This is a genomic window from Algibacter pectinivorans (genome assembly GCF_900112595.1).
In the GTDB taxonomy this organism is placed as follows: Bacteria; Bacteroidota; Bacteroidia; order Flavobacteriales; family Flavobacteriaceae; genus Algibacter_B; species Algibacter_B pectinivorans.
Genome location: NZ_FOMI01000005.1, coordinates 257,268 through 282,547, shown reverse-complemented (window position 1 = coordinate 282,547; position 25,280 = coordinate 257,268). Strand labels below are relative to the sequence as shown.

General features: G+C 34.2%; 23 protein-coding genes and 5 tRNA genes. 1 reads left to right on the top strand and 27 read right to left on the bottom strand.

Translation table 11 applies throughout. From position 1 onward, the window contains the following. Positions 1–43: 43 nt before the first annotated feature. The 24 genes from BMY96_RS09800 to BMY96_RS09685 all read right to left on the bottom strand — a co-directional run bounded on the left by BMY96_RS09800 (position 44) and on the right by BMY96_RS09685 (position 22,415). On the bottom strand, positions 44–361 hold the full coding sequence (locus BMY96_RS09800; RefSeq protein ID WP_092851670.1) for a DUF3467 domain-containing protein: 318 nt from the start codon (positions 359–361) through the stop codon (positions 44–46). 91 nt (positions 362–452) lie between these two features. Beyond that, on the bottom strand, positions 453–4,754 hold the full coding sequence (gene rpoC, locus BMY96_RS09795) for a DNA-directed RNA polymerase subunit beta' (protein WP_092851669.1): 4,302 nt from the start codon (positions 4,752–4,754) through the stop codon (positions 453–455). A gap of 32 nt (positions 4,755–4,786) precedes the next feature. Further along, positions 4,787–8,599 (bottom strand): DNA-directed RNA polymerase subunit beta, encoded by a 3,813-nt coding sequence (gene rpoB / locus BMY96_RS09790; protein WP_092851667.1) that lies wholly within the window; start codon positions 8,597–8,599, stop codon positions 4,787–4,789. A 192-nt stretch (positions 8,600–8,791) separates the two neighbouring features. After that, entirely contained in the window at positions 8,792–9,169 is a 378-nt protein-coding gene (gene rplL, locus BMY96_RS09785; RefSeq protein WP_092851666.1) for a 50S ribosomal protein L7/L12, read from the bottom strand. A gap of 65 nt (positions 9,170–9,234) precedes the next feature. Beyond that, positions 9,235–9,756, bottom strand: coding sequence for a 50S ribosomal protein L10 (gene rplJ / locus BMY96_RS09780; RefSeq protein WP_092851664.1), 522 nt, complete (start codon positions 9,754–9,756; stop codon positions 9,235–9,237). Positions 9,757–9,777: 21 nt separating this feature from the next. Further along, positions 9,778–10,467, bottom strand: a complete 690-nt coding sequence (rplA, locus tag BMY96_RS09775; RefSeq protein ID WP_092851662.1) for a 50S ribosomal protein L1 — start codon at positions 10,465–10,467, stop codon at positions 9,778–9,780. A 19-nt stretch (positions 10,468–10,486) separates the two neighbouring features. Continuing rightward, positions 10,487–10,924, bottom strand: coding sequence for a 50S ribosomal protein L11 (gene rplK / locus BMY96_RS09770; protein WP_092851660.1), 438 nt, complete (start codon positions 10,922–10,924; stop codon positions 10,487–10,489). 73 nt (positions 10,925–10,997) lie between these two features. After that, on the bottom strand, positions 10,998–11,552 hold the full coding sequence (gene nusG / locus BMY96_RS09765) for a transcription termination/antitermination protein NusG (RefSeq protein WP_092851658.1): 555 nt from the start codon (positions 11,550–11,552) through the stop codon (positions 10,998–11,000). Positions 11,553–11,563: 11 nt separating this feature from the next. After that, positions 11,564–11,758 (bottom strand): preprotein translocase subunit SecE, encoded by a 195-nt coding sequence (gene secE / locus BMY96_RS09760; RefSeq protein ID WP_092851656.1) that lies wholly within the window; start codon positions 11,756–11,758, stop codon positions 11,564–11,566. A 48-nt stretch (positions 11,759–11,806) separates the two neighbouring features. Then, positions 11,807–11,879, bottom strand: a tRNA-Trp gene (locus BMY96_RS09755). Positions 11,880–11,945: 66 nt separating this feature from the next. Continuing rightward, complete coding sequence (gene tuf, locus BMY96_RS09750) at positions 11,946–13,133, bottom strand: elongation factor Tu (RefSeq protein WP_092851655.1); 1,188 nt, start codon at positions 13,131–13,133, stop codon at positions 11,946–11,948. 69 nt (positions 13,134–13,202) lie between these two features. Then, positions 13,203–13,274: transfer RNA gene (locus tag BMY96_RS09745), tRNA-Thr, on the bottom strand. A gap of 88 nt (positions 13,275–13,362) precedes the next feature. Beyond that, positions 13,363–13,435, bottom strand: a tRNA-Gly gene (locus BMY96_RS09740). A gap of 64 nt (positions 13,436–13,499) precedes the next feature. Beyond that, positions 13,500–13,581: transfer RNA gene (locus BMY96_RS09735), tRNA-Tyr, on the bottom strand. 32 nt (positions 13,582–13,613) lie between these two features. Then, positions 13,614–13,687, bottom strand: a tRNA-Thr gene (locus tag BMY96_RS09730). Between the two features lie 111 nt (positions 13,688–13,798). Continuing rightward, positions 13,799–14,101 carry a ribosome hibernation-promoting factor, HPF/YfiA family gene (gene hpf / locus BMY96_RS09725; RefSeq protein ID WP_092851653.1) on the bottom strand — a complete coding sequence of 101 codons (303 nt, stop codon included), beginning with the start codon at positions 14,099–14,101 and terminating at the stop codon, positions 13,799–13,801. 36 nt (positions 14,102–14,137) lie between these two features. Then, entirely contained in the window at positions 14,138–15,028 is an 891-nt protein-coding gene (locus tag BMY96_RS09720; RefSeq protein WP_092851651.1) for a tyrosine-type recombinase/integrase, read from the bottom strand. A gap of 269 nt (positions 15,029–15,297) precedes the next feature. Further along, a complete protein-coding gene (gene rpsU / locus BMY96_RS09715; protein WP_092851649.1) occupies positions 15,298–15,492 on the bottom strand; it encodes a 30S ribosomal protein S21 in 195 nt (64 codons plus the stop codon). 364 nt (positions 15,493–15,856) lie between these two features. After that, on the bottom strand, positions 15,857–17,023 hold the full coding sequence (locus BMY96_RS09710) for an acyl-CoA dehydrogenase family protein (RefSeq protein WP_092851648.1): 1,167 nt from the start codon (positions 17,021–17,023) through the stop codon (positions 15,857–15,859). After that, positions 17,024–17,908, bottom strand: a complete 885-nt coding sequence (locus tag BMY96_RS09705; protein ID WP_092851647.1) for a ComEA family DNA-binding protein — start codon at positions 17,906–17,908, stop codon at positions 17,024–17,026. A 22-nt stretch (positions 17,909–17,930) separates the two neighbouring features. After that, on the bottom strand, positions 17,931–19,631 hold the full coding sequence (locus tag BMY96_RS09700) for an alanine/glycine:cation symporter family protein (protein WP_092851646.1): 1,701 nt from the start codon (positions 19,629–19,631) through the stop codon (positions 17,931–17,933). Positions 19,632–19,737: 106 nt separating this feature from the next. Then, positions 19,738–20,757 carry a potassium channel family protein gene (locus BMY96_RS09695; RefSeq protein WP_092851644.1) on the bottom strand — a complete coding sequence of 340 codons (1,020 nt, stop codon included), beginning with the start codon at positions 20,755–20,757 and terminating at the stop codon, positions 19,738–19,740. Further along, positions 20,754–20,981 carry a PspC domain-containing protein gene (locus BMY96_RS09690; protein WP_092851643.1) on the bottom strand — a complete coding sequence of 76 codons (228 nt, stop codon included), beginning with the start codon at positions 20,979–20,981 and terminating at the stop codon, positions 20,754–20,756. The genes BMY96_RS09695 and BMY96_RS09690 overlap by 4 nt, the downstream gene beginning before the upstream one ends. Positions 20,982–21,143: 162 nt before the next feature. Next, on the bottom strand, positions 21,144–22,415 hold the full coding sequence (locus BMY96_RS09685; RefSeq protein ID WP_092851642.1) for a DUF2851 family protein: 1,272 nt from the start codon (positions 22,413–22,415) through the stop codon (positions 21,144–21,146). A gap of 82 nt (positions 22,416–22,497) precedes the next feature. Here BMY96_RS09685 and BMY96_RS09680 point away from each other — a divergent pair, with 82 nt between their 5' ends. Next, positions 22,498–22,893, top strand: coding sequence for a DUF2721 domain-containing protein (locus BMY96_RS09680; protein ID WP_092851640.1), 396 nt, complete (start codon positions 22,498–22,500; stop codon positions 22,891–22,893). Positions 22,894–22,903: 10 nt separating this feature from the next. Here BMY96_RS09680 and BMY96_RS09675 read toward each other — a convergent pair whose 3' ends face one another. The 3 genes from BMY96_RS09675 to BMY96_RS09665 form a co-directional block, all read right to left on the bottom strand. Next, positions 22,904–23,734, bottom strand: a complete 831-nt coding sequence (locus tag BMY96_RS09675) for a sterol desaturase family protein (protein WP_092851688.1) — start codon at positions 23,732–23,734, stop codon at positions 22,904–22,906. A gap of 16 nt (positions 23,735–23,750) precedes the next feature. After that, complete coding sequence (locus tag BMY96_RS09670) at positions 23,751–24,584, bottom strand: thioredoxin family protein (protein ID WP_175473550.1); 834 nt, start codon at positions 24,582–24,584, stop codon at positions 23,751–23,753. Between the two features lie 157 nt (positions 24,585–24,741). Continuing rightward, positions 24,742–25,236, bottom strand: a complete 495-nt coding sequence (locus BMY96_RS09665) for a YkgJ family cysteine cluster protein (protein WP_092851636.1) — start codon at positions 25,234–25,236, stop codon at positions 24,742–24,744. Between the last annotated feature and the right edge of the window lie 44 nt (positions 25,237–25,280).

Below are 25,280 nucleotides of genomic sequence, written 5' to 3'. Positions count from 1 at the left end.
AGCACCACTATTAATAAAAATAGATACAATTAAATTATCAAGACTATGCCTGACCCGTTGGTCCAAAATTTAATGGCATTGGTGGTTGCTCATAATCCTTAATTTCACCATGGGCGTTCTCGAATCTTGTAACGTTTTCGCCTAAAGCCTTTAATAAACGTTTGGCATGCTGTGGCGTTAAAATAATTCTAGATTTAACCTTATTTTTAGGAACACCAGGCATAATATTTACAAAATCAACAACAAACTCTGAAACCGAATGGTTTATAATAGCCAAGTTAGAGTATGTACCCTCGGCTACCTTTTCGTCTAGTTCAATATTAATTTGTCCCTGTTTGGGTTTATCATTTTCGTTTGCCATAATAATTTACTTTAAATATTAAAAGCCTTCATATATAGTACATATGAAGGCTTTTGTTTTATAGATTCCTGCCTCCGCAGGAATAATAATTTTAATTATAATTCAATTCTTGTTTTACTTGCATCATTTCGTCAAACTCTTCCTTAGAGCCAACAATAATATCAGAGTAACTTCTCATACCTGTACCTGCAGGAATTCTATGTCCTACAATTACATTTTCTTTCAATCCTTCTAAAGAATCAACTTTACCAGCAACAGCGGCTTCGTTAAGTACTTTAGTTGTTTCTTGGAAAGAAGCAGCAGAGATGAATGACTTTGTTTGAAGTGAGGCTCTAGTAATACCTTGCAGTATTGGTGTAGCCGTTGCAGGTTGTGCATCTCTTGCTACTACTAAAGCTTTATCTTCTCTACGTAAAATAGAATTCTCATCTCTTAACTCACGAGGCGAAATAATTTGTCCCGCTTTAAGGTTGGATGAATCTCCTGCATCTTCAATAACTTTCATTCCAAAAATATCATCGTTTTCTTTGATGAAATCTGCCTTATGAGCTAATTGATCTTCTAAGAAAATAGTATCGCCAGAATCAATAATTCTAACTTTACGCATCATTTGTCTTACAACAACCTCGAAGTGCTTATCATTAATTTTCACACCTTGTAAACGATATACTTCTTGTACTTCATTTACTAAGTATTGTTGAACAGCTGAAGGCCCTTTAATATTCAAGATATCGTTAGGCGTAATAGAACCATCAGATAATGGCATACCAGCTTTTACGAAATCATTTTCTTGTACAAGAATCTGACTTGATAACTTCACTAAGTATTTCTTAACATCACCTAATTTAGACTCTACTATAATCTCACGGTTACCTCTTTTAATTTTACCAAAAGAAACCACACCATCAATGGCACTAACAACTGCTGGGTTAGATGGGTTACGTGCTTCAAATAACTCAGTTACACGAGGAAGACCACCGGTAATATCACCTGCTTTAGAAGATTTACGAGGTATTTTAACTAATATTTTACCAACACTAATTTTATCGCCATCGTCAATCATTAAATGAGCTCCTACTGGTAAGTTGTAAGAACGCATGGTTTCTCCTTTAGAATCTTCAATATGAAGCGTTGGAATAAGCTTTTTATTTCTAGATTCGGAAATTACTTTTTCTTGGAAACCTGTTTGTTCATCAATTTCAACTTGGTATGTAATACCTTGCTCAACGTTTTCATATCTTACTTTACCAGCAAATTCTGAAACGATTACACCATTATATGGATCCCAAGTACACACCACATCACCTTTACTTAATTTATCACCATTCTCTATTTGAATAGTAGAACCGTAAGGAATATTATTAGTACTTAAAACAATACCTGTTTTCTTATCAATAAGTTTAAGCTCAGATGTTCTAGAAATAACAATATCTGCATCATTTCCTTCGCTATCTTGACCTTTAACTGTTTTTAAATCTTCAATTTCAGCAATACCATCAAACTTAACTGCTAAGCTGTTTTCTTCTGAAATGTTACCTGCAATACCACCCACGTGGAATGTACGTAGTGTTAATTGTGTACCAGGTTCTCCAATTGATTGTGCTGCAACTACACCAACAGCTTCACCACGTTGTACCATTTTACCTGTAGCTAAGTTACGTCCGTAACATTTAGCACAAATACCCTGTAACGCTTCACAAGTTAAGGCTGAACGCACCTCTAAACTATCAATAGGAGATGCTTCAATTGCTTTAGCAACATCATCTTCAATTAACTGTCCGGCTGAAACTAATAACTCATCAGTAAGCGGGTTTACAACATCATTTAATGACACACGACCAACTATTCTTTCTTGTAATTTCTCAACTACTTCATCATTCTTTTTCAATGCTTCAACTTCAACACCTCTTAAAGTACCACAATCTTCAGTATTGACAATAACATCTTGAGATACATCCACTAAACGACGTGTTAAGTAACCCGCATCGGCAGTTTTAAGAGCCGTATCCGCAAGACCTTTACGTGCACCGTGAGTAGAGATAAAGTATTCTAAAATTGAAAGTCCTTCTTTAAAGTTAGAAAGAATTGGATTCTCAATAATAGATCCACCTCCTGCTGTAGATTTTTTAGGCTTAGCCATTAATCCACGCATACCTGTTAACTGACGAATCTGTTCTTTAGATCCACGTGCTCCAGAGTCAAGCATCATAAACACCGAGTTAAACCCTTGTTGATCTTCTCTAATACGTTTCATTGACAATTCAGTCAATTCTGCATTGGTAGATGTCCAGATATCAATAACTTGATTATAACGCTCGTTATTTGTAATAAGCCCCATGTTGTAGTTTCCAGTAATACCGTCAACTAAACCATTAGCTTTATCAATCATACTTTGCTTTTCTGGTGGGATAATAATATCACCTAAACTAAATGATAATCCACCTTGAAATGCAAATTTGAATCCTAATGTTCTAATACTATCTAAGAAATCAGCACATTCAGGAACAGATGTTGCCTTAAGAATATCACCAATAATATCTCTTAAAGATTTTTTGGTTAATACTTGGTTGATGAATCCTGCTGCTTGTGGCACGTGTTGGTTAAATAACACACGACCAACAGTAGTTTCAACAATCATTCTGTCTAACTTACCATCTTCATTAATATCAATAGTTCTTACTTTAATACCAGCATTTAAATCCACCTTTCCTTCATTAAAAGCAATCTCAACTTCTTCTGGAGAATAGAAGGTTAAACCTTCACCTTTTACTTTTACTTCTGCAGTAGAAGTACGTAACTTAGTCATGTAGTATAAACCAAGTACCATATCCTGAGAAGGTACAGTTACTGGCGCACCATTTGCTGGATTTAAAATATTATGAGAGGCCAACATTAACATTTGACACTCTAATATTGCTTCTGGTCCTAGTGGTAAGTGAACTGCCATCTGGTCACCATCAAAATCGGCATTAAATGCCGCACATGCTAATGGGTGTAATTGAATTGCTTTTCCTTCAATTAATTTTGGTTGAAAAGCTTGTATACCCAAACGGTGTAAAGTAGGCGCACGGTTTAGTAATACCGGATGTCCTTTAAGAACATTTTCCAAGATATCCCAAACCACTGGTTCTCTTTTATCTATAATTTTCTTTGCAGATTTTACAGTTTTTACAATACCTCTTTCAATTAGTTTTCTAATTACGAAAGGTTTGTATAACTCGGCTGCCATATTTTTAGGCAATCCACATTCAAATAATCTTAATTCTGGACCAACAACAATTACAGAACGTGCAGAATAATCAACACGCTTACCAAGTAAGTTTTGACGGAAACGCCCTTGCTTACCTTTAAGTGAATCTGAAAGTGATTTTAACGGTCTGTTAGAATCTGTTTTTACAGCTGAAGATTTACGAGTGTTATCAAATAATGAATCTACCGATTCTTGTAACATACGTTTTTCGTTACGTAAAATTACTTCTGGCGCTTTTATCTCAACTAATCTTTTAAGACGGTTGTTACGGATAATTACACGACGGTATAAATCATTTAAATCTGAAGTTGCAAAACGACCACCATCTAACGGCACTAACGGACGTAATTCTGGTGGAATAATTGGCACAACCTTCATAATCATCCATTCTGGACGATTTTCACGATTAGCGTTAGATTCTTTTAAAGATTCTACTACTTGTAAACGTTTTAAAGCCTCTGTTTTACGTTGTTTAGACGTTTCTGTATTTGCTTTGTGACGTAACTCATATGATAATGATTCTAAATCAATTCTTGCTAATAAGTCTATTAAACACTCAGCACCCATTTTAGCTAAAAACTTATTTGGGTCTTCATCATCTAAATACTGATTATCTTGAGGAAGTGATTCTAATACATTTAGGTATTCTTCTTCAGTAAGGAAATCCATTTTTTGTAATGGTTCACCTTCTTCATTTTTAGCATTACCTGGTTGAATTACTACATAACGTTCGTAGTAAATAATCATATCTAATTTCTTAGATGGTAATCCTAATAAATAACCTATTTTATTTGGTAAAGAACGGAAGTACCAGATATGAGCTACAGGCACCACTAAGTTAATGTGTCCTACTCTATCACGACGTACTTTCTTTTCTGTTACTTCTACACCACAACGGTCACATACAATACCCTTGTAACGAATTCTTTTATATTTACCACAAGCACACTCATAATCCTTTACAGGACCAAAAATACGCTCACAGAACAAACCATCACGTTCAGGTTTGTGAGTTCGATAATTGATAGTTTCTGGTTTTAAAACTTCACCTCTAGACTCTGCTAAAATAGACTCTGGTGATGCTAAACCAATTGAGATTTTGTTGAATCTCTTAACTGTATTTTTATCTTGTTTTCTTGCCATAATAAATGGTTGAAATGAATTTAATTAATTAACTACTCCTCTAATCTGATGTCTAAACCTAAACCTTTCAATTCGTGCATAAGTACGTTGAATGATTCTGGTAAACCTGGATCTGGCATTGGTTCGCCTTTTACGATTGCTTCGTAAGTTTTAGCTCTACCAATTACATCATCAGATTTTACAGTTAAGATCTCGCGTAAAGTACTTGATGCTCCATAAGCCTCAAGTGCCCAAACTTCCATCTCACCAAAACGCTGACCACCAAATTGTGCTTTACCACCTAATGGTTGTTGTGTAATTAATGAGTAAGGTCCTATAGAACGTGCGTGCATTTTATCGTCTACCATGTGTCCTAATTTCAACATGTAAATCACACCAACAGTAGCTGGCTGATCGAAACGCTCTCCTGTTCCACCATCATATAAATAAGTATGACCGTATCTTGGTATTCCAGCTTCATCAGTTAAAGCATTAATTTGATCGATATTAGCACCATCAAAAATAGGTGTTGCATACTTACGATCTAATTTTTGACCTGCCCAACCAAGAACAGTTTCATAAATCTGACCAATGTTCATACGAGACGGTACACCTAATGGGTTAAGTACAATATCAACTGGAGTTCCATCTTCTAAGAAAGGCATATCTTCTTGACGAACAATACGAGCAACAATACCTTTGTTACCGTGACGTCCTGCCATTTTATCACCTACTTTTAACTTACGTTTCTTAGCAATGTATACTTTAGCTAACTTGATAATTCCAGCTGGTAACTCATCACCTACAGAGATTGTAAATTTCTCACGACGTAATGCCCCTTGTAAATCGTTCTCTTTAATTTTGTAGTTATGAACTAAATCTGCAACTAGCTTGTTAGTATGCTCATCTGTTGTCCACTTACCTGACACTAAATGCGCATAATCATCAACAGCATTTAACATTTTAAGTGTAAACTTTTTACCTTTTGGTAATACCTCTTCACCTAAATCGTTATAAATACCTTGAGCTGTTTTACCATTTACAATAGCAAATAGTTTTTCAACTAAAACATCTTTTAACTCGTCGAATTTTCTATCGTACTGCGCCTCTAAAGCTAAGATATCATCTTTATCTTGTGCTCTTTTACGCTTATCTTTTACCGCTCTTGCGAATAATTTCTTTTCAATTACAACACCATGTAATGAAGGTGAAGCTTTTAAAGATGCATCTTTAACATCTCCTGCTTTATCTCCAAAAATAGCACGTAATAATTTCTCTTCAGGAGTTGGGTCAGATTCTCCTTTTGGAGTAATCTTACCAATAAGGATATCTCCAGGTTTAACTTCGGCACCAACTCTAATCATTCCATATTCATCAAGGTCTTTTGTAGCCTCTTCAGAAACGTTAGGAATATCATTTGTTAATTCTTCGTTACCTAATTTAGTATCTCTTACATCAAGAGAATACTCATCGATATGAATCGATGTAAAGATATCTTCACGAACTACTTTTTCAGAAATTACAATCGCATCCTCAAAGTTATACCCTTTCCAAGGCATAAAGGCTACTTTCATATTTCTACCTAAAGCAAGTTCTCCTTTTTGTGTTGCATAACCTTCACATAAAACTTGTCCTTTAGTTACTTTATCTCCTTTAACAACGATTGGTTTAAGGTTAATAGAAGTTCCTTGATTTGTTTTACGGAATTTTACTAATTGATATGTTTTAACATCCGAATCGAAGCTTACTTTAGCTTCATCTTCAGTACGATCATATCTAATTTGAATTTCTTTTGCATCAACATAAAGTACTTCACCATTTCCTTCAGCATTAATTAATACTCTAGAATCTGATGCTACTTGACGCTCTAACCCTGTACCAACTATAGGAGCATCTACTCTTAATAATGGAACTGCTTGACGCATCATGTTAGATCCCATTAAGGCTCTATTCGCATCATCATGTTCTAAGAAAGGAATTAACGAAGCCGATATAGACGAAATTTGGTTTGGTGCAACATCTGTATAATGTAACTCATTAGGGTCAATTACAGGGAAGTCACCTTCCATTCTAGCAATTACCTTATCATGTAAAATTTTACCGTTATCATCAACATTTACTGTTGCTTGAGCGATTAATTTATCTTCTTCCTCTTCTGCACTTAAATAAATTGGTTCGTTTTTAATATCTACAACACCTTCCGTTACCTTTCTATAAGGTGTTTCAATGAATCCCATAGAATTCACTTTAGCATAAACTGAAAGTGACGATATTAAACCAATATTTGGTCCCTCTGGTGTTTCAATAGGACATAAACGACCGTAGTGTGTATAGTGAACATCACGAACCTCAAATCCTGCTCTCTCTCTAGATAAACCTCCTGGTCCCAGAGCTGATAAACGACGCTTATGCGTAATTTCAGCTAAAGGATTGGTTTGATCCATAAATTGAGATAACTGGTTTGTACCAAAGAAAGAATTAATAACAGACGATAGCGTCTTAGCATTAATTAAATCGATTGGTGTAAATACCTCGTTATCACGAACGTTCATACGCTCACGAATAGTACGAGCCATACGAGCTAAACCAACACCAAATTGAGAAGATAATTGCTCACCTACAGTACGAACACGACGGTTAGATAAGTGATCAATATCATCAATCTCTGCTTTAGAATTGATAAGCTCGATTAAATATTTTATAATAGTTATGATATCTTCTTTGGTAAGCACTTGCTTATCCATTCCGATATCTAAACCTAATTTTTTGTTCATTCTGTAACGACCTACCTCTCCTAAAGAGTAACGTTGGTCTGAGAAGAATAATTTATCTATAATTCCACGTGCTGTTTCCTCATCTGGCGGCTCAGCATTACGTAATTGTCTATAGATATGCTCAACAGCCTCTTTTTCAGAGTTTGTTGGATCCTTTTGAAGCGTATTATGAATAATAGCATAATCTCCCTGCTCATTAGACTCTTTATGTAAAAGAATCGTTTTAACTTCTGCTTCAAGAATTTCTTCTATATTTTCTTTATCAAGAACCGTATCACGATCAAGCACAATTTCGTTACGCTCGATAGATACAACTTCTCCTGTATCTTCATCAACAAAATCCTCATGCCACGTATTTAATACACGGGCAGCTAATTTTCTTCCTAAGTATTTCTTTAATCCAGATTTTGAAACTTTAGCTTCTTCTGCTAAATCGAAAATCTCTAATATATCTTTATCACGCTCAAATCCAATGGCACGGAAAAGCGTAGTAACAGGTAATTTTTTCTTTCTATCAATGTAAGCATACATCACCTGATTGATGTCTGTAGCAAACTCAATCCAAGATCCTTTGAATGGAATAACTCTTGCTGAATATAATTTTGTTCCATTAGCATGGAAAGACTGACCAAAAAATACGCCTGGTGAACGGTGTAATTGAGATACTACTACACGCTCTGCACCATTAATACAAAACGTACCAGATGGTGTCATGTAAGGTATAGTTCCTAAGTACACATCTTGAACAATAGTTTCGAAATCTTCATGTTCAGGATCGGTACAATATAACTTTAACCTTGCTTTAAGCGGCACGCTATAAGTAAGTCCTCTTTCAATACACTCTTCAATAGCATATCTTGGTGGATCTACGAAGTAATCTAAAAATTCTAAAACGAATTGATTACGTGAATCAGTAATTGGAAAGTTTTCCATGAAGGTATTATAAAGACCTTCATCACCTCTTTCTTCAGATTTTGTCTCTAATTGGAAAAAATCCTGGAAGGATTTTATCTGAATATCCAAGAAGTCTGGATAATCTGTCTTATTTACAATAGACGAGAAATTTAATCTTTCAGCTTGTGTTGATAACATCAATGGACGGAATTTTGATTAAAAAATAGTGATAGTGCTTTTAAACACTAATTAAACATTAAATTATGTATCCATAGTTTAATGCGATTTTGCAATTTATTTTGCTATATCATTATATACGCAAAATGGTCTAGGTGTTATCCCGCTAAAAGCGGGATATACCTAAACCTTTGTATTATTGAGTAGTAAAGCTTACTTAAGCTCAACCTCTGCTCCAGCCTCTTCTAAAGATGCTTTTAATGCTTCAGCTTCATCTTTAGTAACACCTTCTTTGATTGCACTTGGTGCATCATCCACTAAACCTTTAGCTTCTTTTAATCCTAAACCAGTTAATTCTTTAACTAATTTTACTACAGCTAGTTTAGAACCACCTGCCGCTTTTAAGATTACATCAAATTCAGTTTGCTCTTCTGCAGCGTCTCCACCAGCAGCTCCACCACCAGCAGCAACAGCAACAGCTGCAGCAGCAGGCTCGATACCATACTCATCTTTTAATATAGTTGCTAACTCATTTACTTCTTTTACGGTAAGGTTAACTAATTGTTCTGCGAAATCTTTTAAATCTGCCATTTTTCTATCGTTTTAATAATTTTGTAATAATAATATAATTGTAATAAAGTGCGTACTGTTTAATACTATTCTGATCTCTCAGAAAGTGTTTTAATAAGTCCAGCTATAGTTCCTCCACCTGATTTAAGTGCAGAAATAACGTTTTTAGCAGGCGATTGTAATAATCCAACAATCTCTCCTATTAACTCTTCTTTAGACTTGATATCTACTAACATGTCTAATTGATCGTCGCCAATATAAACTGCTTCCTCAATAAAGGCACCTTTTAATAAAGGCTTCTCTGATTTTTTACGGAAGGTTTTAATTAACTTAGCTGGTGCATTACCTGTTTCAGAATACATCACAGATGTATTTCCTTTTAATACTGATGCAAGGTCTCCAAAATCTCTATCTGAAGCTTCCATTGCTTTTTCAAGTAATGTATTCTTAACAACTGCCATTTGCACGTTTGCTTTAAAAGCAGCACGACGCAAGTTAGAAGTAGTTCCTGCATTTAATCCTGAAATATCTGTTAAATAGATATTTGCATTATTAGCTAATTCTGCAGTTAAGTCCTCAATTACTTGTGATTTTTCTTCTCTAGTCATAATTTGAAAGTTTTAACTTAATTAACCAATTTTAGGATCAATAGCTAAACTAGGGCTCATTGTAGAAGACATATAAATGCTTTTTACATAAACACCTTTAGCGGTTGTCGGTTTTAGTTTTATTAATGTTGTTAATAATTCATTTGCGTTACCAGCAATTTTATCTGCACTAAATGATGCTTTACCTATAGCAGCATGTACAATACCAGTTTTATCTACTTTAAAGTCGATTTTACCAGCTTTTACTTCGCTAACTGCTTTAGCAACATCCATAGTTACTGTTCCTGTTTTAGGGTTAGGCATTAAACCACGAGGACCTAATACACGCCCTAAAGGACCTAATTTACCCATAACACTTGGCATAGTAACGATAACGTCTACATCTGTCCAACCACCTTTAATCTTATCAAGGTACTCATCTAAACCAACGTAATCTGCTCCAGCTTCTTTAGCTTCCGCTTCTTTATCTGGTGTTACTAATGCTAATACTTTCATGTCTTTACCAGTTCCGTGAGGTAGTGAAACCACGCCTCTTACCATTTGGTTAGCTTTACGTGGATCTACTCCTAAACGTACTGCTAAATCAACTGATGCGTCGAACTTAGTATTGGTAATTTCTTTAATTAAAGCAGAAGCTTCGTTTAAAGAATATACTTTACCTTTTTCAATTTTTGCTAAAGCCTCTTTTTGCTTTTTTGTTAATCTTGCCATTTTTTAATGCTTTAATAGATTAAGAAGGGAATTGCCCTGTTACGGTTATACCCATCGATCTTGCTGTACCAGCAACCATTTTCATAGCAGACTCGATTGTAAATGCATTTAAATCTACCATTTTGTCTTCTGCGATGGTTTTAACCTGATCCCAAGATACTTTAGCTACTTTTTTTCGGTTTGGCTCTCCAGAACCCTTCTTCACCTTTGCAATTTCTAATAATTGAACTGCTGCTGGTGGAGTTTTAATTACAAAGTCAAATGATTTGTCTTTGTAAACAGATATAACAACTGGTAATACTTTACCAGCTTTATCTTGAGTTCTGGCATTGAATTGCTTACAGAACTCCATGATGTTAACACCTGCAGCTCCTAAAGCGGGTCCAACCGGTGGCGATGGATTCGCAGCACCTCCCCGAACTTGTAACTTAACTACTTTACCTAATTCTTTTGCCATTTTTAATAATTTAATTTTTTGATGTTATCTTTCTTTTGGAAGCGAAAGACTCATCTATCGTAATGTAACACTATTATACTTTTTCAACTTGCATATAACTTAACTCTAATGGTGTTTTTCTTCCGAAAATCTTAACCATAACTTCAAGTTTACGCTTTTCTTCGTTAATTTTCTCAATAGTACCATCAAACCCGTTGAAAGGACCATCAATAACTTTAACTGTTTCACCTTTAGTAAACGGAATTGCAACGTTAGCCGTTTCCTCTACCGAAAGTTCGTCAACCTTACCTAACATTCTGTTAACTTCAGATTGTCTTAACGGCACAGGATCACCACCTTTTGTTTCTCCTAAAAAACCAATTACATTAGTAACCGATCTAATAATATGAGGCACCTCACCAGTTAGATTAGCTTGAACCATAATATATCCAGGAAAAAAAGTTTTCTCTTTTTGAATCTTTTTTCCGTTACGGATTTGGATTACCTTCTCTGTTGGTACAAGTACTTGATCAACATAATCTTCTAACCCTAAACGAGCAATTTCATTCTCGATATAAGTTTTGATCTTATTTTCTTGACCACTTACAGCACGAACAACGTACCATTTTTTTTCACTTACTTCAGACATAAATTCTCTTTTTAACTAATCGATTGAAAGTAAGCTGTTATAACTTTACTAAAAACTGTATCTACACCCCAAATAGCAAGTGAAAATATAATAGAGAATACAGCTACCAAGATTGTTAAACTCTGTGCTTCCGCCCAAGTAGGCCAAGACACATTATTTTTTAACTCTCCGAATGATTCTTTAATATAGTTTACTAATCCAGCCATGATGTTATTTTATTTTTAATCTAAATTGAAATGCTACTCAATTTTTTGCACGGGCGGAGAGACTCGAACTCCCGACACCTGGTTTTGGAGACCAGTGCTCTACCAACTGAGCTACGCCCGTAAATACAAGTCAAGGTATTCCAAATAAACGGAATACCTTAACTTATAATATTTATTTAAACTTGTATTAGTCTAATATTTCAGTTACCTGACCTGCACCAACAGTTCTACCACCTTCACGTATAGCGAAACGTAGACCGATGTTCATTGCAATTGGTTGAATTAACTCAACAGTAATAGTTAAGTTATCTCCAGGCATAACCATTTCAACACCATCAGGAAGCGCAATGTTTCCAGTTACGTCAGTTGTACGTACGTAGAACTGTGGACGGTAGTTGTTATGGAATGGAGTGTGACGTCCACCTTCTTCTTTTTTAAGGATATAAACCTCAGCTTTAAATTTAGCGTGTGGCGTTACAGAACCTGGTTTAGTAATTACCATACCTCTAGAGATTTGAGACTTCTCAATACCTCTTAATAAGATACCAGCGTTATCACCAGCTTCACCTCTATCTAATATTTGACGGAACATTTCAATTCCTGTAATAGTAGAAGTTAATTTCTCAGCTCCCATACCAATAATTTCTACAGGATCTCCAGTGTTAGCAACACCAGTTTCAATACGACCAGTTGCAACAGTACCACGACCAGTAATAGAGAATACATCCTCGATAGGCATTAAGAAAGGCTTATCCATATCACGTGTAGGCTCTTCGATCCAATCATCACAAGCTTGCATTAATTCTAATACAGTATCAACCCATTTTTGCTCACCGTTAAGTGCACCTAAAGCAGAACCTGATACTACAGGACCATTATCACCATCGTACTCATAGAAAGATAATAAATCTCTAACTTCCATGTCTACTAATTCTAATAGCTCTTCATCATCAACCATATCAACTTTGTTTAAGAAAACAACGATACGAGGAATACCTACTTGACGACCTAATAAGATGTGCTCACGAGTTTGTGGCATAGGACCATCAGTTGCAGCAACTACTAAAATAGCACCATCCATCTGAGCAGCACCAGTTACCATGTTCTTTACGTAATCGGCGTGACCTGGACAGTCAACGTGTGCGTAATGACGATTTGCTGTTTGATATTCTACGTGTGAAGTATTAATTGTAATACCTCTTTCTTTTTCTTCTGGTGCGTTATCAATTTGATCAAATGATCTCGCTTCCGAATAACCTGCATCAGCTAATACTTTAGTAATAGCAGCAGTTAAAGTTGTTTTACCGTGATCTACGTGTCCAATTGTACCAATATTTAAGTGTGGTTTTGAACGATCGAAAGTTGCCTTTGCCATGTTTTTAAATAATTTTAATCTTAGTTATATAATAATATTAGTGTAATCTTTTTTTACTACTCTTAATAGAGCCAATGACGAGAATTGAACTCGTGACCTCTTCCTTACCAAGGAAACGCTCTACCCCTGAGCTACACCGGCGTAAAGTTTTTATTTCCTATTCTTCCAAAACAATAATAAATATTGCCAATTATGAAAGAAGAGATTCCTGCCTTCGCAGGAAGTTTAGAGCGAGAGACCGGGTTCGAACCGGCGACATTCAGCTTGGAAGGCTGACGCTCTACCAACTGAGCTACTCTCGCAATTTTAGATAAACTAACGCTTATCAAATTTCAATATTTCAAGAAAAATAACAAAAAAAAGTTGTGGGGAGAGCAGGATTCGAACCTGCGAAGACGTAGTCAGCAGATTTACAGTCTGCCCTCGTTGGCCGCTTGAGTATCTCCCCAATTAACTTTATTTCAATATTTTAAGAACTTGAGCCGATGGAGGGACTCGAACCCACGACCTGCTGATTACAAATCAGCTGCTCTAGCCAGCTGAGCTACATCGGCTTTTAATGATTTTTATTACTAAAAAACCACATAAAAAAAGCCCGCTATTTCTAACGGACTGCAAATGTATAGATTTTTTACATTATTCAAAACATTTTTTAATAAATTTTATTATAAATGTGCTCTTAATTTTTCTTTTCGCTTTTTTAACTGTCTTTCTAGAGATGCAATAGCCATATCTGCGCCCTCTTCGAAGGTTTTACATTGTTTCTTTACAACAAAGCTATCACCAGGAACACTTACTTTTGCTTCAAATATTTTGTTTTCTTTATCACTAGTGTTTTCTAATTTTAAAAAAACTTCCGATTTGATAACTTTATCATAGAATAAATCTAATTTATCCATTCGCTGTTGAATAAAGTTTATCAACTTTTGATCTGCATTGAAATTTACGGATTGGGTGTTTACTTTCATACTCGTTTTTTTGGGTTAGACAATTACTTAATACTCCTATTTTTTACTTCTGGGATGGGCATTAATATGCGCTTTTTTCAATTCGGCAATACTATTATGAGTATACACTTGCGTGGAAGCTAAACTGGAATGTCCTAGAAGTTCTTTAACAGCATTTAAATCGGCACCTTGATTTAACAAATGAGTAGCGAAGGAGTGCCTTAATATATGGGGACTCTTCTTTACTTTTGAAGATGCCAAACTAAAATACTGATTTATTATTCTGTAAACAAGTGTTTCGTATATTTTAACGCCTTTTTTTGTTAAAAAAAGCTGTTGGCCGTCTTTAATGCTATATAGACTTTTTCGAAAACTTAAATAGGTTTTTGCAGTTTCTACTACAGACTTTAATAACGGTACAATTCGTTCTTTATTTCTTTTACCTAATACTTTTAACGTATTATTAGCTAAATCTAAACTGCTTAGTTTTAGCTCAACCAACTCTATCCTTCTTATACCTGTAGAATAAAACAATTCGATAATGAATTTATTCCTTACACTCTCAAAATCGTTTGCCAAGTTTAAATAGTCTAGCACCGATTCTATTTCTGTTTCTGAAAATGGTACTTGTATTTTTTTACTTGTTTTTAATGCTTTGTGTTTTGATAGTGGGTTTAATTCTATATCGCTCGTTTTTAACAGAAACTTATAATAGGTGTTTAATGCAGATACTTTTCGGTTTATGGTGCGGTTGGATATTCCTTTTTCGACTAATGTTACAATCCAATTTCGTATTTGTGGGTAGTTAACTTGATTTATAGAATTTGAATCGTATTCATTTATTATGAATTCTAAAAACTCATTTAAATCGTTTTGATAAGCGTTTACCGTTAACTTTGAATAGTTTTTTTCTAGCAGTAAATAATCTGTAAATGGACTGAAGGGCATATTAACTTGTGTTGTGCTATGAAGATACAATACTTTTGTTTAATCTGAATTTTTAGGAATTATTTTTTTTAATCCAAATTTTATGAATCGTTTTTTGGGTGTCTATAATGTGTACAAAACTTTTGCTGATATTATTGTATTTGACCAAAGTAAAACTGCCACATTACCATTCAATGCGTACGTTATAGTAAAACCTTTTGTATTAAGAAATAACATTAAACAAAAAATCCCACTAAAAAGTGGGATTGTTATGGTTTTAAAAACGTGGGTTACACATTTTCTGCGTCTCTTAAGCCTTGAATGTATTGCGCTTTTTGTAATTGCGCTCTACGTGCAACAGAGGGTTTAGTGAACTGCTTACGTTCTTGCAACTGATTTTTAACCGTTGTTCTAACAAACTTACGTTTGTAACGTTTTAGCGCTCTTTCTATATTTTCTCCTTCTTTTACTTGAATTTTTAACATAGTGTCTTAACCTCCTCTCTTTTAGAATTTTCAGGCTGCAAATATAAAAAGTAATTTAGAATTTGCAATTGTTTGTATTGGTATTTTTTAAGGGATTTTAATTTAGGATTATAACTAGTAAATCTTTTATATAAACGCTCCTAACATAATTTATAAACTGTAATGCTTTTACAAAGGATAAATAAGTGCGTTAGGGATTGAAACGGCATCCTTTTTAAAATAAAGAAGCAATGTGTTTAATTTAAAGTAAAAAACAAATGGATAGCTACGACGATCTTAATTCGTTAATTCCTTTTAAAAAGATATAGTGGAAAGCCCGACCCTTGGGTAACGCCCAACTACTAGATACCATTTAGATAAACAATTATGTTGCTGGCTTATACTCTTTTTTGTCTATTATAATTTTAGCCAAAATTTCGCGCAGTATCTCGGAGGTTCCACCACCTATTGGTCCTAGCCTACTATCGCGTAGGAGTCTTGCCATTGGATATTCTTCCATGTAACCATATCCTCCTAAAAATTGTAGACATTGGTAAATAACCTCGTCGGCCATTTTGGTTGATTTTAATTTAGACATGGTGGCCTCTTTTACTACGTACTCACCTTTATTTAGCCTAGCGGCTATGGTATAGTTAAATATTTTATTTACCTCTAAATCTGAATATAAATCTGCGATGCTGTGACGTAAGGCTTGAAATTTATCGATAGTTCTGCCAAATGCTTCGCGTTCGCTCATGTATTTTAACGCATAATCTAGCGCAAATTCTGCTCTTGCATGGGCATTTATCCCCATTATTAAACGCTCTAGTGCAAAGTGCTGCATAATATATGAAAACCCTTTATCCGCTTCGCCCATAAGATTTTGGACTGGTACTTTTACATTATCGAAAGCTATTTCGCCGGTGTCTGATGCGCGCCAACCTAGTTTATCTAGTTTTGTAGCAGATACTCCTGCCATGTCGCGATCTAACAAAAATATACTTATGCCTTTATTACCTAGTTCTGGCGAAGTTTTAGCTGCTACTATTAAATAATCGCTTAAAACACCGTTGGTAATAAATGTTTTTGAGCCATTTATTACATAATGATCGCCTTGCTTTACTGCTGTTGTGCGCATTCCTGCTACATCGCTTCCTCCAAAGGGCTCGGTTATACATAGGCAGCCTATTTTATCGCCAGCAATACTTGGCGCTAAATACTTTTGTTTTATGGCTTCATCGCCTTCGGCATTTAAATGCGTCATGGCTAAATAAACATGTGCCCAAATTGCTGCAGCAAAACCGCCGGAGTTTATTTTTTGAAGTTCTTCGAGTAGAATAACAGTGTAGAATAAATCTAGATTCATGCCACCGTAAACCTCTGGATAATTAATTCCAAAAAAGCCCATATCGCCAAATTTCTTCCAAATAAATCTGTCGATTATACCAGTTTGCTCCCATTTTTCGATATGCGGAACCACTTCTTTTTGTAAAAAATCTTGAAGGCTTTTTCTAAAAAGATTGTGTTCTTCGGTGAAGTACATGCTATTCATTTATTTTTCTTTTTCGAACTGCAAATATAATTCAATTATCTTGATTTTATTTATTGGGAAGTCTTTTACTTTTTTTAATTGATTAATAGAATTGAAACCTTCCATTAATATACGCTGCTCAATAATATTGTGGGCTACATCGTAATCGATATGCGGAATAGTAACTAAATCATCTACGGTAGAAATATTTATATTGATTCTATTTACTGCCTTTGGGGTTTTTACTGTAAACTGATTTGTAATGTTTTCGACGACTTCTGGCGTTAACCCGTAAACATCGTGCAGCTGAATATCGGCAATAAAACCGCCAACAGATTTATTTCGATATTTAATAATACGGTCTGATAGCACCTTGCCTACTCCATTTACCTTTTGAAGTTGTTGTGCCGTTGCTGTGTTTAAATCTTGTTTTTGAGCGTAGGTTTTTGGTTTGTTATTATACTTCTTTTCACTATTCCAACTTGATGATCTAACAGGGTGTAACACCCATTCTGGGAACTTAAAAAAAGGAGCCATTGCATTTAACAATGAATCTGAAACTTTTGTTACCTCTTGAAACTGCTTGGTAGAATTGATCCATTTGTTTTGTTTTCTAAACGCTAACAGCCTATCTATTTCTTGGTTACTCATGCCTAAAGATGCCCCTTTAAAATCTGTTATATAATTAGGATTGTAAGGGTATATTTTGGGTTTTCGGGATTCTATCTCTACTTGTTTTAGCGAATCTATTTCTTTGGTGAAATTTGCTAATTCCGCTTGATTGACTTCAATATCGCTTGATTGAAAACTAATAAAAAAATAAACACATTGGCATAACACTATTAGAATAAGCAATAAAAAAATCCCATTTCGTTGTTTTTTAGAAAACGTAAAATGGGATTTCATATATTTTAATTTTAATGTTTATCTACGAATCTATCGCTTCCTTTTTAAGGTTGATAGCATCTAAGTAGCGTTTTAATTGTTTTTTAACCACTGGGAATAATAAGAACAATCCGACCATATTAGGGAAAATCATAGCGAATATCATAGCATCAGAGAATGACCAAATAGAGTTCATACTTGCTGCTGCACCAATTACTACAAAGGTTAAAAATAAAATTTTATAAACTAAATCTGCTACTTTACCTCTACCAAATAAGAATTTCCAAGATTGTAATCCGTAATACGACCAAGAAATCATCGTTGATACTGCAAATAGCACTACTGCAATAGTTAAAAACACATTAGAGTAAGGTATGTACTGTGCAAAAGCTTGAGATGTTATTCCTGCACCTTCATAAGGTAAGCCGTCTATAAAAACAGCTCCAGAGCCATCGCCTCCGTATTCGAAGAAACCACCTAGATTGAAAATAACAATAACTAGAGCCGTCATGGTACAAATTACAACTGTATCGATAAAAGGCTCTAATAAAGCTACTAAACCTTCGGAAGCAGAATACTTAGTTCTTACTGCAGAATGCGCAATGGAAGCCGAACCTGCACCAGCCTCGTTAGAAAAGGCAGCACGTTGAAAGCCTACTAATAAAACACCTATTAAAGAACCAACTCCAAACGCTGTTGGATTAAACGCTTCTTTAAAAATAAGCCCCATAGCATCGTCAATTAAAGTAAAATTACTTAAAATGATGTATATACAGGCTAGGATATACATAATAGCCATAAATGGTACTACTTTTTCTGTTACCTGAGCGATACGCTTAATACCACCTATAATTATAACACCAACTAAAATAGCCAATACAAGACCTACAATAGCTCCTGCAGCGGTACTTTGCCAGTTAAACAATTCTTTAATTACAATGGTTGCTTGATTAGATTGAGCAGCATTACCACCACCAAAAGAACCACCAATACAGAATATTGCAAAAATACCTGCTGCTATTTTTCCTATCGTTTTAAACCCCTTGGCTTTAAGTCCTTTACTTATATAATACATTGGGCCTCCGTAAACAGTGCCGTCCTCTCCAACATCTCTGTATTGCACCCCTAAGGTACACTCTACAAATTTTGTTGACATACCTAGTAATCCACAAACAATCATCCAAAAGGTAGCTCCAGGTCCACCAAGCGCAATAGCCAAGGCTACACCGGCAATATTACCATTACCCACAGTACCAGAAACGGCTGTTGCTAAGGCCTGGAAATGCGATACTTCACCTTCTGAACTTTCATCACGAATGGTATCTACAATATCGCCATCTACTGCCAAATCGTCTTGAACACTTATTAAATGCTCTTCGATATCAACATTCGATAAATCTTGACCTTGTGCTATTCCGCCTTCGCCATAAAGTTCTTTAGCGCCATGCTTTTCTATATCTTCATACTTTCCTCTTACAGTATTAATGGCTGTCCAGAAGTATCTAATATTAGGAAAACCAAAAAATATTGTAAAAAATAAAGCACTACCTACTAAAAGAACGAGAACAAAAGGGATAGTATATACATCATCTTGATATACAGGAAAGAAAATAACGTCAGTAAAAAATTGCGCTACTGGAGCAAAAGCTTGGTCTATTTTTTCATCCAGACCTAATTCTTCTTCTTGAGCAAAAGTTAAAATTGGAATAATAAATGTAAATATTGAAAGAAGATATTTCCTCATAAGGTTGTTGTTAATTAATTTTCATTGAAAGATTCTTACTAAAGTTAAGCAAGATGCTAAAAAAAAATGATTTTTTAAAACAAAGGCTGTTAAAAAAGCAAATATACTAATCGATATCGTACTCAGTATTAAGCGCTTCAATTTGTTCTGGTCGTCCTAAAACAATAACTTTAGAGTTTTTAGCCAACTCTATACCTGCCTCAGGATTAACTACATATTCACCATTCTCATCTTTATACCCAATAACGGTGCAGCCTGTTTTTCTTCTAAGATCTAGATCTTTTATTGTTTTAGGCTTAGTAGAATCATAAAACTTCTCTACAGCAATTTCCTCTATATTAATACCTGACTTTCCTACAATAGATAGGTTATCTATAAATTCCATTAAGCCAGGAACTACTACTAAAGACGCCATATGGTCGCCACCTATTTTATCTGGTAATATAACGTTATTGGCTCCAGCAAATTTTAGCTTTTCGTAAGATGATTCGTTTGATGCTCGACTTATAATGTTAATGTCACTATTTAACTGTCTTGCCGAAAGCACAACAAATAAATTATCTGCGTCGTTTGGAAGTGCAGATATAAAACACGAAGCTCTGTTAACACCTGCTGTAATAAGTACTTCATCTTCATTAGCATTTCCAATTACGTATGGTACGCTGTCTAGCTGCAAGCGCTCTTCTAGCTCTTTATTTTTCTCAACAACAACGAACTCTTTATTATAAGCCTTAAGTTTTACCGCTGCTTGCTTTCCGTTCCTACCGTAACCACATATAACAATGTGGTTATTAAAAGCATCTATTTTTTTTTGCATTTTTTTGTGTTTTAATTCTTCCACGTCGTTTTTACTTAAAATATATTCTGTAATTACAGACAAGGCATAACCCACTATAACAACACTAGCCAAAATTAAGAATATTGTAAAAATCTTTGATTGATTATCCAAAGGAACCACCTCGCCAAACCCTACGGTTGTCATAGTAATAACGGTCATGTAAAGCGCATCAACTAGCGAATAGCCCGAGATCATGACGTAACCAAAAACACCAATAAGCATAATAACAACCAGTAGAAAAACGGCTGTATAAATTTTTGTTCTAAAAAACTTAATTAGTGGATTCATAAATCAAACACCGATGAACGTTTAGTATAGATTAAATCCTTAATACGCATCCAAAAGGCTAAAAACATATATAAGGCAAAACCAAACCCTACGGTTACAAAGGTTATATACATAAATGATGTTCTTACCACTTTTGCGCGAATACCAAAACGGTCGGCAATACGTTGGCAAACGTAATAGCCATGTTTCTGAAAAAACAATAATGGTTTATATATACTGTTCATGCTGCAATTTAATACTAACTTTTTTAGTTTAAAAGTTTATACCGGTAATTGTTCTAGTTTTAGCGTTAAAATCGGGATCTTAAGTTTTATGGGGCCATTTTAGTAATTCGCTTAAAAATGAAGGGGTCGTTTTTTTTATATTCCTAAAAACAACATTTCAATTTAGGTATTAATAAGTGCATTTCCAATGGCACATTGTAAACATTTATGCTTATCGCAATACGCCGTTTTTAATTGAATTAAGGCTTGAGAATCTATAGAAGTTTTAGACACTTTTTTTAAACTATTAAACGCATTTACTATGCTATTTTTTTCTGAAGCCAATAGCGATGCTATTTCTAAAATTTCGGCATCTATTTCCTGCCCTTTTTGTTTAGCGTAACTAAATTTAATAGGTAGAATGGTATTTATAAGCAATAAGTCTATAAAGGACTTTGAAAGCATTTTGGTTGATGCTTTAGATTCCTTTTGAAAGGTATAATGGGTTTTCCAAAACTCTGAGGTAGATACTTTAAAAAGATTGTAAAAGTCCTCTAATGTGTTTCCTTCGATAAGTTTCGAAAACAAATTTTGATGTGTTGCATACAAATTAGCCAATTGTGATAGTCTTATAGTGGGAAAGTTAGGTGGGCGTAATCTAAAAAACTGTATAGGTAACACATTAGAATTACTTAGTTTAAATTTCACTTTTAAAAACTGATACTCTTTTTCTAGCGCAGAGTAGTATGCGTTTTCAACATCTTGGTTTAACAATCCTGCTTGTCCAAATAACAAAGCTTCTAATGCCTGAAGGTTAGATTGTGTTTTTCTAACAATCGAGAAATCTATGGATTGGGCTAAACTAAAAAAGGAATCACCATTAACTTTCAACCCAAAATTTTTAGTTAGCATTTTAAATAGTACGGCCTCCCAATCGTTATTTGATGCCTGCAGAAGCGATTCTATGGTTTCAGATTTTCGTTCTAAACGCTCAAAATACAAACGTTCCAACCAATTGGTTAATACAAAAGCATCAGTAGCTGCAAAACTTCCCTCGCAATTTATCCATTTATTTTCTTTAGCAAAAAGCCTTTGGTAATTAGTTAATAAAGCTTCGTCTACAACATTTTTTAAAACGAGTGTTGGAATTGGTGTGCTGTTTTTGCGGAATACTTCGGTATCATCTTCCCAAACCACATGCAGAATAACATTATCGTAAGCCGGATCTTGTTCATGATTATGTAAAAACCAATCTGATGCGTTTATGTGAATCTCCACATTACCAGCCCAGAGTTGCTCTCCTATTTTAAGTTTAGCATTAAAAAAATCTGAGCCCGAATTATAATTATGCTGCCCTACCGAAGTTACTACAACAGGCTCTCCTGCCGTAGTTTTTAGATTATTAATTTGAAATTTTTTATATTTCCAAATGTAGTGTAGGAAGTCTTCTCGCATACTTAAAGATAAAATACCGATTTAAATATACCAAATTCAAATTGGTTATTTATAATTTAGCATAATTAAAAGTTGATACGCCATGGAACAATTAACGCTTACTACACCTGCTCTTTTATTTTCGGCAATTTCCTTAATTATGTTAGCCTATACCAATAGGTTTATTGCCTACACCGCAGCTATAAGAGATTTGTATGATAAGTATCAAAAAAATCATGATAAGCGTTTTTACAAACAAATTAGGAATATTAAACACAGACTATACCTTACTCGATATATGCAAATTTTAGGTATTACCAGTTTACTGTTTTGCGTATTAACTATGTTTTTAATTTACATACAACAAAACACCATTGCTGTTTGGATATTTGGCTTAGCGTTATTATTACTTATAGCTTCGCTTTCCCTTTTAATTGTAGAAATTCAAATTTCGGCAAAAGCCTGGGAAGAACATATTAGTGATATTGAGAACGACTAATTAAATCTTGCTATTCTACTTCCTCTGACTTTTGATATTTTAAAAAGGGTTGTTTTAATAAATGGGGAATACTTCCATTTTGTTTTTCGTTTGGAAACACATCTACACCATAAATAATCTTATCGGTATCTAACTCTTTATAGGTACCAAAGAGTCTATCCCAAACCGAAAAAATATTACCGTAGTTAGAATCTGTATAAGGCATTTTATAATGATGATGCACTTTATGCATATCTGGAGAAACAATAACGTAACTAAGTAATTTATCTACTTTTTTGGGCAATTGAATATTAGCATGATTAAACTGTGTTGCCACTACCGATAGCGATTGGTATAACAACACCAAACCAATTGGTGTACCCACTAAAAAAATTCCGGCTAGTGTAAAAACATACCGAATAACACTCTCTAGAGGATGGTGCCTATTGGCTGTTGTTGTATCTACATTATGGTCTGAATGATGCACCAAATGGACCATCCAAAGGGGTTTTACTTTGTGCTCGATTAAATGGGGTAAGTAGGCACCAATGCAATCTATTAAAAACACTCCAAGAATACCATATAACCAAACAGGCATTTCTGGCAACCAATTTAGAATACCAAAATTATTAGCCATAACCCAGTCTGACGATTTTAAAAACAAAAAAGCTAAAGGTAAATTAACAAGAATGGTAGTTAAGGTGAAAAATATATTAGGAACAGCATGTTTCCATTTTTTATATTTAAATCCTATTAAAGGAATAATACCTTCTAAAATCCAAAAAAGAGTTAAACCTCCAATAATAATTAATGCTCTGTGGTGGGTTGGAATGGTTTCGAAATAGTTTAAAATAGTTTCCAAGTGTTTAGTTTTTTTTCTAAATATACTTAAAAAAAACCTCAACTTTTATCATATCTGTTTCACTTAACTTTTTTAACCATAGGTTTTCGTTACTAGAGTCCTCTGCCTTTTTACTTGAAATATAATTTAACCTGTAGTAGAAACTTCTATTTATATTTGCAATATCCTCCTCTTTAAATTTAGATAAAAGTTTTTTTGCTTTATTAAATTTATTCAAAATTAAACGTTCTTTCACCTTATAAAGCGCTATTTGTTGTAAAAAGTCTTTTTTATTATTTAAATTACTTTTCTTTAAAAGCTTCTTGGAAATATCAAAGTACTGGTTAGAGAGTAACAATACATCTCTTCTTATATCTTCATCTAAAAAAAGCGAAAAATCATTATATTTCAATCCCAGCCTAAAGGAAGATGAAAAACTTTTCTTCTTGTAAAAACTAGTTAAAAAAGGAGCTAGGTAGGACATATCTAACCTGTATTTATTTAGCATGGTTATAACTTCACTTTTTGTCTTATAACTCATTTGTTTATAAATGACTTCACCATTCCCATCCATAATAAAAATAAACGGTATGCCTTTTACTTCATATTTTAGAGCAAGTTCCTTATTTAGGTCTATATTAATTTTAACAGGGACGAAATTTTTCATTAATAATTTTACCTCATCCCTATCCCAAGATTCAGAATCCATATCTCTACACGGCCCGCACCAAGACGCCCAAAAATCGACTAACATTAATTTATTTGTAGCTAATGCTAGCTTTTGACCATCTTCAAAAGAGCTTATCCAGTTATCTGCTTTAATTGTTTGAGTAAAAATTAGAACAATGAATACTACGACTGTTTTTTTCATTAAATACATTTTAAAACACCAACTTAAAAGTAGGAAAGATAGTATAATTTTATAATATAGAAAGCAACTATTTAAAAAACAACAACTATAAAACTTAAAGTCAAACAGTTAAACAAAGCTTCAAAACATCGTAATAAAGTAAGCCTATTTATTGAAGTTAAATTTTAATACGCTTTTTCATTTCTTCTACTATATTAAAAGCGGCAGGACAAATGGCCACATTCTTTAAAGTAAGGTTAGATATTTGCTGAAACTTTTTTCTATCGGTGTGTGGAAATTCTCGGCATGCCTTAGGGCGCACATCGTAAATAGAACAGTAATTATCGGCGCCTAAAAAGGTACAAGGCACCGTATGCAAAACATAATCATTATCCTCATCGACACGCAAAAACTGACTAATAAATTGCTGCGTTTTCATTTTAAAATGCTTAGCAATTCTATCTACATCTTTATCTGTAAAAAGTGGACCGGTAGTTTTACAACAGTTTGCACAGGCTAAACAATCGGTACGTGTAAATTCGTCGTCATGCAAATCTTGCATGATATAGTCTAAATTTTTAGGCGCCTTCTTTTTTAACTTGGTAAAGAATTTTTTATTCTCGTTATGTTTATCTTTGGCCAGCTTTGGAAGATTATTAATAATGTCTTGCATGGCGCAAAAATAGTGTTTTTTATAATTATTTCGCTTTCGCGGAA

Excerpts from the sequence above, each read along its gene's own strand:
- hpf (WP_092851653.1), bottom strand. The coding sequence starts at position 14,101 with ATGAAAGTAAACACCCAATCCGTAAATTTCAATGCAGATCAAAAGTTG.
- rplL (WP_092851666.1), bottom strand. The coding sequence starts at position 9,169 with ATGGCAGATTTAAAAGATTTCGCAGAACAATTAGTTAACCTTACCGTA.
- rplJ (WP_092851664.1), bottom strand. The coding sequence starts at position 9,756 with ATGACTAGAGAAGAAAAATCACAAGTAATTGAGGACTTAACTGCAGAA.
- nusG (WP_092851658.1), bottom strand. The coding sequence starts at position 11,552 with ATGTCTGAAGTAAGTGAAAAAAAATGGTACGTTGTTCGTGCTGTAAGT.
- rplA (WP_092851662.1), bottom strand. The coding sequence starts at position 10,467 with ATGGCAAGATTAACAAAAAAGCAAAAAGAGGCTTTAGCAAAAATTGAA.
- BMY96_RS09680 (WP_092851640.1), top strand. The coding sequence starts at position 22,498 with ATGGAACAATTAACGCTTACTACACCTGCTCTTTTATTTTCGGCAATT.
- BMY96_RS09665 (WP_092851636.1), bottom strand. The coding sequence starts at position 25,236 with ATGCAAGACATTATTAATAATCTTCCAAAGCTGGCCAAAGATAAACAT.
- BMY96_RS09695 (WP_092851644.1), bottom strand. The coding sequence starts at position 20,757 with ATGAATCCACTAATTAAGTTTTTTAGAACAAAAATTTATACAGCCGTT.
- BMY96_RS09710 (WP_092851648.1), bottom strand. The coding sequence starts at position 17,023 with ATGAATAGCATGTACTTCACCGAAGAACACAATCTTTTTAGAAAAAGC.
- rpsU (WP_092851649.1), bottom strand. The coding sequence starts at position 15,492 with ATGTTAAAAATTCAAGTAAAAGAAGGAGAAAATATAGAAAGAGCGCTA.
- rplK (WP_092851660.1), bottom strand. The coding sequence starts at position 10,924 with ATGGCAAAAGAATTAGGTAAAGTAGTTAAGTTACAAGTTCGGGGAGGT.
- BMY96_RS09700 (WP_092851646.1), bottom strand. The coding sequence starts at position 19,631 with ATGAGGAAATATCTTCTTTCAATATTTACATTTATTATTCCAATTTTA.
- secE (WP_092851656.1), bottom strand. The coding sequence starts at position 11,758 with ATGGCTGGATTAGTAAACTATATTAAAGAATCATTCGGAGAGTTAAAA.
- BMY96_RS09670 (WP_175473550.1), bottom strand. The coding sequence starts at position 24,584 with ATGAAAAAAACAGTCGTAGTATTCATTGTTCTAATTTTTACTCAAACA.
- BMY96_RS09800 (WP_092851670.1), bottom strand. The coding sequence starts at position 361 with ATGGCAAACGAAAATGATAAACCCAAACAGGGACAAATTAATATTGAA.
- rpoC (WP_092851669.1), bottom strand. The coding sequence starts at position 4,754 with ATGGCAAGAAAACAAGATAAAAATACAGTTAAGAGATTCAACAAAATC.
- BMY96_RS09685 (WP_092851642.1), bottom strand. The coding sequence starts at position 22,415 with ATGCGAGAAGACTTCCTACACTACATTTGGAAATATAAAAAATTTCAA.
- BMY96_RS09690 (WP_092851643.1), bottom strand. The coding sequence starts at position 20,981 with ATGAACAGTATATATAAACCATTATTGTTTTTTCAGAAACATGGCTAT.
- tuf (WP_092851655.1), bottom strand. The coding sequence starts at position 13,133 with ATGGCAAAGGCAACTTTCGATCGTTCAAAACCACACTTAAATATTGGT.
- rpoB (WP_092851667.1), bottom strand. The coding sequence starts at position 8,599 with ATGTTATCAACACAAGCTGAAAGATTAAATTTCTCGTCTATTGTAAAT.
- BMY96_RS09705 (WP_092851647.1), bottom strand. The coding sequence starts at position 17,908 with ATGAAATCCCATTTTACGTTTTCTAAAAAACAACGAAATGGGATTTTT.
- BMY96_RS09720 (WP_092851651.1), bottom strand. The coding sequence starts at position 15,028 with ATGCCCTTCAGTCCATTTACAGATTATTTACTGCTAGAAAAAAACTAT.